Raw genomic sequence first — 1,719 nt, 5'->3', positions numbered from 1 at the left:
CCCTAATTCGTTGGTAGCGGCACCGGCGCGGCTCCTTGGAGCACTGCCGGACTGTTCGAGTACGGGACTGTGACGCCTTCCTGGACCCAGGCTGATTGAGGCCTTCACTGAGAGCGGCGCACGCCCCAGTGCTCGAGGTGATGGCGGTTGCACGGACGCCGGACGGACAACCTATACAAGCCCCGGCCTGCGAGGCCTCTAGGTAGAGCGGTGACGTTCGTCGTCTTCACGGCCGCCATCACCCGCGACGTATTCACTCGTTAGAGTTTGCGGTGCGAGCCCGTATCACGGTGACCTCTTACCAGTCCCCGAGCCCTTGAGCTCTGGACAAGATCGAGGCCCGTGGGACGCGCTGGTGCCGCGAACGGCTTGTGAGATGTCGGACCGAAGAGTCCTGGAATTAGGGAGCCGCGTGGCCCGCATGCGCTCGTGACCAGCGCAGATGCCAGTGCCGAAGGGGAGGAGCAACTTGATCTACTGCGGGATTGACTGGGCTGAGAAGCATCACGACGTCGCCCTGATCGACGACACCGGACAGCTGCTGGCCAAGCGCCGCATCACCGACGATTTGGCTGGCTACCGGCTGCTGCTGGACCTGCTCGCCGAGTACGGCGACGCGGAAGACGACCCGATCCCGATCGCCATCGAAACCAGCCGTGGCCTCCTGGCCGCGGCCCTGCGGCAGGGCAATCGGAAGGTCTTCGCGATCAATCCGATGGCCGCTGCCCGTTACCGCGACCGGCACGGCGTCTCCCGTAAGAAGTCCGACGCTGGCGACGCTCTGGTGCTGGCCAACATCCTGCGCACCGATATGCCCATGCACCGACCGCTGCCGGCAGACACCGACCTCGCACGCGCCATTGCCGTCCTCGCCCGCGCCCAGCAGGACGCGACCTGGAGCCGGCAGCAGATCGCCAACCAGCTACGCTCGCTGCTGCGCGAGTACTACCCCGCCGCCCTGGACGCCTTCGCAGGATGGACCAACGGGCTGTGCCGTCCCGAAGCACACGAACTGCTCAAGCTCGCCCCCACCCCGAGCCAGGCCGCCCGGCTCACCCGCGCCCAGCTCCGGTCCGCTCTCAAACGCGCTGGCCGCAGCCGCGGCATCGAAGCCGAGGCCGACCGGCTCCGAGAGGTCTTCCGCGGTGATTACGCGAGCCAGCCGCAGCTGGTCGAAGACGCGCTCGGCAAGCAGGCTTTCGCCCTCCTGCGGCAGTTGGAAGCCGCCTGCCTCGCTGCTGACGAGCTCGCCGAGGCGGTCGAGGAGTCTTTTCTCCGGCACCCGGACGCTAAAGTCATCTTGAGCTTCCCCGGTCTCGGGGTCCAGCTCGGCGCCCGGGTGCTGGCAGAGATCGGCGATGACCGCCAGCGGTTCGTCGACGCACGCGGCATGAAGGCATATGCAGGTTCCGCCCCCATCACCCGCGCGTCCGGCAAGAAACACCAGGTCGGGCGTCGCATGGTCAAAAACGACCGGCTTAACCATGCCGGCTACCTGTGGGCCTTCTCCGCTCTGCGGTCCTCACCCGGCGCGGACGCCCACTACCGCCGTCGACGCGAGCAAGGAGACTGGCACGCGGCCGCCCAGCGACACCTGTTCAACCGCATGATCGGCCAGCTCTACCACTGCATTCAAGCGGGCGAACTGTTCGACGAACACATCGCCTTTCCCTCCGAACTGGCCGCAGCAGCTTGACGACTTGGCATCGTGAGATGTCT

Annotated in this window: 1 protein-coding gene; it reads left to right on the top strand. The window is 66.5% G+C overall.

Annotated elements, in window-relative coordinates; translation table 11 throughout:
* Positions 1-469: 469 nt before the first annotated feature.
* Positions 470-1,696 (top strand): IS110 family RNA-guided transposase, encoded by a 1,227-nt coding sequence (locus tag H4N64_RS44055; RefSeq protein WP_418896345.1) that lies wholly within the window; start codon positions 470-472, stop codon positions 1,694-1,696.
* The last annotated feature ends 23 nt before the right edge of the window (positions 1,697-1,719 follow it).

Origin of the sequence: Streptomyces cupreus (assembly GCF_014257025.1) — a bacterium.
GTDB classification, from domain to species: Bacteria; Actinomycetota; Actinomycetes; order Streptomycetales; family Streptomycetaceae; genus Streptomyces; species Streptomyces cupreus.
The sequence above is the reverse complement of the archived record's forward strand: the minus strand, read 5'-3'. Positions and strand labels throughout refer to the sequence as shown.